The following is a 7934-nucleotide window of genomic DNA, read 5'->3' as shown; positions in this document are numbered from 1 at the left end:
CTGTATTGCTTCAGGATATAAAAGATCAAAATGTGTTATTTTCCGTTGCAGATGCTGCTTACGATAGTCAACGTATTTATGAAATTGCACGAACATGTAACATCTTTGCCATGAATCCAATCAATCCTAGGAATGGTGAACAAAATAAGAGTACACATCGTCGTGTATTATCTCATTTTATACAAACTATCTTTGGTAAACAATTGATGAAAGAACGTAGGAAAATTGAACAACAGTTTAGTAAACTCAAAGATAAAGGGTTGGAACAGCCACGTTGGTATGGTCAAAATCGCTATCTATTGCATGTTCAGCTAGTTTTTCTGATTCATAACATTGCATGTTTATTTTAGTTTTGCAACACCCTCTGTAAGTGATAATGTATTACTAGTTGTATCCGAATCTTCTTTCTTATCAAGATTCGGTAAAAGTAATGTAATGAATCCTGATAAGAGAAATGCTATAGCATTCATATATATAGCAAACTCTGGTGTACCTGCAATTAATAATCCCCCCGCTACTGCTGGTCCAATTAATGATGCACCAGATCCTATTAAAGTACGTAATGAGTTGAAACGTTGTCTTTGCTCTACTGGAATTAATTTCGTCATATACGTCATAGCAGTTGGCTCATAAATTGCACTGGCCATACTTATAAAGAATACGAATACATAAACAATCCAAAGTGACGGAAGTAAAGGTAAAATAGCGATAAATAACGCACGATATATATCGAGGTGAATCATTAATTTCCGTTTATTTAAACGATCAATCATACTCCCAGACCAAGCGTTTGTAAATAAAGTGGCTAATGGTTTTATTACATATAAAGTAGCAACAGCTAAGGCTGAGCCACCCATATTATAGACAAGTACATTCAGTGCTATTAAGTAAATCCATGCCCCTAAATTCGCAATACCAACTCCGGACAATAGTAATAAAGGATATTTCCAATCTTTAAGTAAATTTTTCATTTTTGGCCCCCGCTTTCAAAATTGTTTTACAACAATAAAAAAATCCCACCCCCAAGACTTTTAATCTTAGGGACGAGATTTATCATCGCGGTGCCACCCTAGTTTGTTAATATGTCACCATACTAACCCTATCAGGTACTGCATTCTAATTCATGCTTATACCATAGCTCTATAACGGGAGCTCCCGTCACACCATTCCCTAATAATAGGTTCCGATGTGCTGCTCAGAGGCTTGGTTCAATAAAGAATTTTTACTCCTTTTCAGCTACATGGAGCTCTCTGTGAAAAATTCATTTTATTTACTCTTCTCTTCACTGCATTTATTTTTTTCCATATTATCACAATTATTTTTAACTGTAAATAAAAAATAATCAGATATTTAATAACATGTCTCTGTTAATTCATTTATTTATTGTTTTTTCTAAAAATTACGGTGCGTGAAATTATTTACAGCTCTAAAGAAAGAGCCATTTGCATATAGCTCCTTCCAAATACCTGAATTAATTCGTATTCGCCTCTGTTAACGGTTGTAACGGCGGTTCTAATTCTAGTTCTAGTGTATCTCCTTCTTGTAAATCTTGTCCTTTTTCAATACTTTGGCTCGTTACATAACCCGTACCAGAAGTTTTCAAATCTAATTTCAAAAGCTTAGAGAAATACATAACATCACGCATGGACCAACCTTTTATATTTGGCATTTGTGCGTTATTCCCCAATAAAAATATACGATCCCCTTCACTCATGACCTCGCCAGACTGTGGATATTGTTTTATTATTTTTCCTTCTCCTAAAATTATTGGCTGTAGCTTCTCTTTTTCTACACTTTTTTCTGCTGTACCCATCGATTGATTTACATAATTTTGTACTTTTAATTGTGATTGTTTCGTTGCATCAGCTATTTGTTTTTCTGTATACGGTTTCACCTTTAAATATTCAAGGCTGTTTTTTGTAACAGGTTTAAATATTTCAGCAAGAGGCTGAGCTCCATACTCATCTCCTTTTAACTTTGGCTGCTTAATAGCTAAGTATACGATTAACTCCGGATCATCAATTGGAGCCATTCCTAAAAAGGAGAAAATGTAATTCTCTTTCCCTTCCATATATCGGCCGTTTTCAGGATTCGGTATTTGTGCTGTTCCTGTCTTACCTCCAATTGGATAACCATCCACTTTATACATTGTACCAGTTCCTTTTGAAGATGTTATAACACGCTCCATTAAGCTTCTAACTTTGTCCGCTGTTTCTTTTTTTATCGGATTCCCAATTTCTTTCGGTTGATTTTCCATAATAACTTCCTTGTTTGTTGGATTTACAACTTTATCAAGGATATATGGTTGCATCATTTTCCCGTCATTTGCTATAGCAGTAGCCGCTTGGATTAATTGAATCGGAGTTACTGTAGAACCTTGACCAAAAGAAGTTGTAACCTGTTGAATTTGCGTATTTAATAATAAAGTATTTTTACTTTCTCCAGGTAAATCTATTCCTGTTTTTTGATTGAATCCAAATTTATTCATATATTGCTTAAATTTATTTGGTTTCAGTAACTGATCTTCTAAAATAGAAAAAGCTACGTTTGATGACCTTTCAAAACCTTCATCAAATGTAATTGATCCCCATCCAAATCCACCATTATGATCTTTTATATCAGATGAACCAACGGAATATTTTCCAGATTGAAAATATTCTTTGCCGTTATATACACCTTCATTAATGGCAGCCGCTAACGTAAAAACTTTCATTGTTGAACCTGGTTCATATGCATTTGCAATCGGATCATTTAAAAAGTATTCGATATCACCTACATTAGGATTGTAACTAGGTTTACTAGACATCGCTAAAACCTTGCCTGTTTTTGGATCAGCAATAATTCCAATTAACATAGACGGATCATAATGCTCTTGTGCTTTGTTCATCGCTTCTTCTAAAAAGCTATTAATTTGTTTATCAAGTGTTAAATATACGTTATTTCCATTTTTAGCAGGTTCTACTTTACCTATATCATTTGTAAGCGGAATCCCTCTTCGTGTACCCACATATTCTATATTCCCGTTTGTAGAGCGCAAATATTTATCCAAACTCTTTTCAAGCCCAAACTTTCCCTCCGTATTCCCTTTATCATCTGGTCTAGCAAAACCAAGTATATAGGATGCAAAGTCTTCATTCGGATACACTCTTGCTTTTTCCGACATAAAAGATACACCTGGTATTTTTAAATCATTAATTTTTTCCTTCTTTTCCCTAGATAAGTTTCGTCCAATTTTCCCAATTTCAACTTGCGTACGCCTCTCATGAAAGTTTTTTAATACTTCTTCTTTATCAATTTCAAGTACATCGGCTAATTGTTGTGCGGTTTCATCTTTATTTTTCACTTTATCTTTTCCTTTTAAATTCACAACAACTCGATATGTTGTAGAATCTTGTACTAACACCTTTCCCGTTTGGTCATAGATAGTGCCACGATTCGCTTCTAAAACACCTTTTTTATTATGTTGTTCATTCGCGAGATCCTTTACATTCACATTATGCACGACTCCTACTGCCTGAATATAGAATATACGCAAAATCATAATAAGAAACAAAACAATAAAAGCAATCATCATATATCGAGCGCCTTTATTCGTTTGAAGTTTTTGCATGCTTATCTCCTCTCTTTTGGAATGGATTCGTACGAAGATGCGGTTTAAAATTTGTATTTTTTGTTTGTGATACTATATGTTTCGAAGTTTTCTTTTTAATTCCTTTAAAACAATGTAAAACTAACTGTTGTTATTTTGTTTCATTATTTTATATATTTTAAATACGGTGCGTGAAATTTCAGAATATTAATCCATGCAACTTAATTACAGAGCACTCTAAACTCTTTTCGTATTTACTATAAAAAGTTCCCCTCTGGATGTCCAAAGGGGAACTTTTTATAGTAAATTATGCGATATGGTTATATTTTGCTAAGAAAGGAATTCGTTTCGCTACTAATGCATACATTTTGAATACGAATTTCGCTATTGGTTCAAACATCCGTGTACTTTGCATTACTAAACCGCTCGTAACAAGTGTTATGAAAGCTGCACCAAGTATATCTAAAGGATAATGAACACCTACATACATACGTGATATACCAACTAATACTGCCCATAATAGCGCGATATATTTCAGTTTTTCTCCTCTAAGAATAAATACGAAGGCAATTGAAAATACAAGTACAGAATGATCACTAACAAATGATGAATCTGCTGCGTGTGGTACTAATTGATGTACATCATGTGATACAAACGGACGCGGATGGTAATATACCGCGTGTATAAGAACGTTTACTACTAATGCAATAATAACCGAAAGCGTCGTATATAAAACTGTATATTGTTTTCTAATTGCCTTCTCTTTCTTGCCATTGTTAAACCATAAGATAAGCATAAATAAAATGGCTACGTATGCAGCGCTATTTGTAATAGCAACCATTAACGTATCTAATAGTTTAGATGAATCAGCAAAATTATTAAACCACTGAAATACTGTGTAATTCATAATACTCTCTCCCTACTTACAAGTGTTCTTGATTTACACAGTATACAATACCATTATGAAAATGGGCTTAAACTTTTCTCATATAATTCTCATTTTACTATTACTCATGTGACAATTATAAAACAAATTTTATACGCTATTTATGTATAAAGCCGGTAAACCTTTATAATAAGGTGTTTCGTATTTTTTTCATGTTTGGAATACAGAACATGTTCATTTAAATATACTAATTGCAAAATCATATTTTTTAATTCATTTGAAGAACAATATTTCCGAATTGTTCTCCATGTTCCATACGGCTTAGTGCTCGAATTGCTTCTTCTAACGAGTAAACTTTATCAATAATTGGTTTAATTTGATGTTTTTCTATAAACTTTATCATCTCATTAAATTCCTCACGGCTACCCATGGATGTTCCCATAATATCAATTTGATTGTAAAATAGCGCGCGTAATGGTAATTCTATTTTATCTCCTGAGCTTGCACCAAAATTCACGATTCTTCCATTTGGTTTTAATACATCAAAATATTTCAAAAAAGTTGCCGGACCTATACTATCTATTATTAAATCAACTTTTTCACCTTGTAAGCTCTCTTCCCAATTTCCGGCACTATGAAAAGAAATATCTGCACCATATTTTGCAGCAAGTTCCCTTTTATTCTCTACCCTTGAAGTAACACTCACTTTTGCGCCAATTGCTTTCGCGAATAACATGGCAAATGTAGCAACACCACCGCCTATTCCCGGAATTAAAACGTGTTCGCCGCACTTCAATCTCCCTTTTGTAAAAAGCGCCCTATATGCAGTTAATGCGGATAAAGATAAAACACCTGATTCTTCCCAAGTAAGATATGACGGCTTTTCTACTACATTTTCAGCTGGTACAATTACATATTCAGCAAACGTTCCATCTTTCGGTCCACCTAGCACTTCCGGTAACTCCGGTACTTCAGTAGCATGTTCCCATCCAATACTAGGATTAATAATAACTTCTGTATGTAATATGTTATCAGAAACACCGTTTCCAATTTCCGTAACAATACCTGCACCATCTGATCCTAAGATTAAAGGTAATTGCATTTCTTTTCTATTATTCATAATAAATAAATCCCGATGATTTAAGCCTGCTGATTTTAACTTCACTTTAACTTCCCCATCATTAAGTGCTCTCTCAGGTGATATTTTATATTCTACACCGTCAAATCCAGTTTTATATTGATGTACGATAGCTTTCATTATTATTCCCCCTTAATAATTTTAATGTACTAGAAATTTCGAAATAAACAAAATGATTTGATCGTAAAAAAAGAAGGAATGCAAGAAGCACCCCTTCTTTGAAGGCTTATTTTATTATACATGGTAATGTAATCGTAACGATTGTTCCTTCATTTTCTTTACTCTCTATTTTAATAGCTCCGTTATATTTTTCTACAAGTCGTTTTGCAATAGACAAACCTAGTCCGTTTCCACCTTGTTTTCGACTTCTCGCTTTGTCAACTCGGTAAAACCGATTAAGAACAAATGGTAAATCGGATTCAGGTATTCCCGCTCCATGATCTATTACACGAATTTTAACTTTCCCTGATTGTAAACTGGATTCTATGCAAATATATTTATTAACCTCTTTTGTATACTTAACTGCATTATCCATTATGATAATAATAATTTGTTCTAAGTAAGATGATGGCATTGACACATAAGCCTCGTCATACCCGAATTTCATATCAAATTGAAAATCACTTTGGAGTACTACAAAGTTTTGTGTAACATGTTTTAATACGCTATTTACATGGACTGGCTCAGCTGCTATTGGATGCAATTGTTCAGATTCAGCTCTTGATAGTTCTAGCAATTCTGAAACTAATTTATTTAAACGATCTACTTCCTTTAAACTAGATTGAAGAGATTTATCTAATACTGCTGGATCATTTTTCCCCCATCGGTTTAACATCGCTAAGTGACCATGAATAATTGTTAACGGTGTTCTTAGTTCATGAGATGCGTCTTCGACAAACTGTTTCTGTTGTGTAAAAGAAGTTTCTACTTCATCCATCATCTCGTTAAAGAGAAATGATAATTTTGCAAGCTCATCATTATTTTCTCGTACTGGAACCCGTTCATTTAGTCCATTCTTTTTAATACGTTTCATCGTATCTGTTATATTTTGAACACTTGATAATAGTTTCTTCGTTATAAGAATCCCACCTAAAAAACTAAATATCAATCCAAATATTCCAGCAATAAGCATTACCACTAAAATAACTTTTAATAAATAATCAAATGTCTCTAGGTTTTTCGTAAGTTCAATAGTTCCAGTAAACTCTTTCGTTTTAATTGGTATGCGCTTAACTAATATTCGATCTTCTAAATGCCTTTTTATAAATGCCTCATCTTTTATAACCTGTTTCGGCTTTATCCACGTTTCATTAAAATCTCGTGAAACAGTAATAATCGGCTCCCCATCCATGTCAATAATACGAATCATTTGATGCTTATCAATCATATTGTTTAGAAAATCTTTACTGTTTTTAAATGTTTTACTCGAAAGGGTATCATTTTTATCTTGGAAATATGCCGCTATTTCCGTCACTTGCCTATTTATTTGTTTCTGTTCATAATCTATAGTCCACTTATTAATTACAATAAACTGCAAAGCACTATATAAGATGAATAAAATAAATACTAGTGTAGTGGACCAAAGTGTTAGTTTCCACTTTATAGGTAGATTTCGAATTCGAAACATTATATTTTTTATCATTTCATTATATATCCCGCACCACGCACTGTTTGGATATACTCCTCCTTATCTACACTATGTAACTTATTTCGCAAATAACGAACATATACATCAACAATATTTGTCTCAACAATTGCATCATATCCCCATACTTGATCCAGTAAAACATCACGAGTAAGTACGCGATTAATATTTTTCATAAACATAAGCAATAACTCGAATTCTTTATTTGTAAGTTCAATTTCTTCATTTCCTTTAGTTATAGTTCGAGATTCAATCTGAAGCTGCAAATCTTTGAATGTAAGAAATGAAACCTGCTTGTTTTCAATATGTTCTTCTCTTCTAAATATCACTCTCATACGTGCTAACAGTTCTTCAATTGCAAATGGTTTCGGAAGATAATCATCCGCTCCACTATCTAAACCTGTCACACGGTCCATAATACTATCACGAGCAGTCAGCATAATAATGGGTGTATTTTTAGTCGCTCTTAGTCGACGACATACCTCTAGTCCATTTAATCCAGGCAGCATTAAATCAAGCAAAATGAGATCGTAATTCTTTTCAAGTGCTGCGCTTAACCCTTTTCTTCCATCTAGTTGTATATCTACTTTATACCCTTCATATTTTAGTTCTAATTCTAGAAAATCTGCTAAACTTTCCTCATCCTCAATAATTAAAATGTGTTGCAACGGTAGTT

6 protein-coding genes, 1 pseudogene and 1 other annotated feature are annotated in these 7934 nt (G+C 33.3%); of the genes and pseudogenes, 1 reads left to right on the top strand and 6 read right to left on the bottom strand.

All coding sequences use genetic code 11. The annotated features are described in order from the left end of the window. Nucleotides 1-350, top strand: a 350-nt coding sequence (locus tag V6946_RS13915; RefSeq protein WP_406622056.1) for a transposase, incomplete at its 5' end; no start/stop codon positions are given. Nucleotides 351-365: 15 nt separating this feature from the next. Here V6946_RS13915 and V6946_RS13910 read toward each other — a convergent pair. The 6 genes and pseudogenes from V6946_RS13910 to V6946_RS13885 all read right to left on the bottom strand — a co-directional run. Then, nucleotides 366-971 (bottom strand): annotated as a pseudogene (locus tag V6946_RS13910) (MFS transporter); the annotation flags it as partial. Nucleotides 972-1036: 65 nt separating this feature from the next. Next, nucleotides 1037-1295: a binding site (T-box leader), on the bottom strand. 176 nt (nucleotides 1296-1471) lie between these two features. Next, nucleotides 1472-3610: a penicillin-binding protein gene (locus V6946_RS13905; protein ID WP_006916263.1), complete on the bottom strand. Its 2139-nt coding sequence runs from the start codon at nucleotides 3608-3610 to the stop codon at nucleotides 1472-1474. Nucleotides 3611-3896: 286 nt separating this feature from the next. After that, nucleotides 3897-4496: an undecaprenyl-diphosphatase gene (locus V6946_RS13900; protein ID WP_006916269.1), complete on the bottom strand. Its 600-nt coding sequence runs from the start codon at nucleotides 4494-4496 to the stop codon at nucleotides 3897-3899. Between the two features lie 247 nt (nucleotides 4497-4743). Continuing rightward, nucleotides 4744-5733 (bottom strand): zinc-binding dehydrogenase, encoded by a 990-nt coding sequence (locus V6946_RS13895; RefSeq protein ID WP_006916270.1) that lies wholly within the window; start codon nucleotides 5731-5733, stop codon nucleotides 4744-4746. 106 nt (nucleotides 5734-5839) lie between these two features. Then, nucleotides 5840-7255, bottom strand: coding sequence for a HAMP domain-containing histidine kinase (locus V6946_RS13890; RefSeq protein ID WP_366982064.1), 1416 nt, complete (start codon nucleotides 7253-7255; stop codon nucleotides 5840-5842). Next, nucleotides 7252-7926, bottom strand: coding sequence for a response regulator transcription factor (locus V6946_RS13885; RefSeq protein WP_001163828.1), 675 nt, complete (start codon nucleotides 7924-7926; stop codon nucleotides 7252-7254). Before V6946_RS13885 ends, V6946_RS13890 begins: the two co-directional genes overlap by 4 nt. Nucleotides 7927-7934: the final 8 nt, after the last annotated feature.

Source organism: Bacillus sp. PPSBB_2 (assembly GCF_045291115.1).
Lineage (GTDB): Bacteria > Bacillota > Bacilli > Bacillales > Bacillaceae_G > Bacillus_A > Bacillus_A cereus.
The sequence above is the reverse complement of the archived record's forward strand: the minus strand, read 5'-3'. Positions and strand labels throughout refer to the sequence as shown.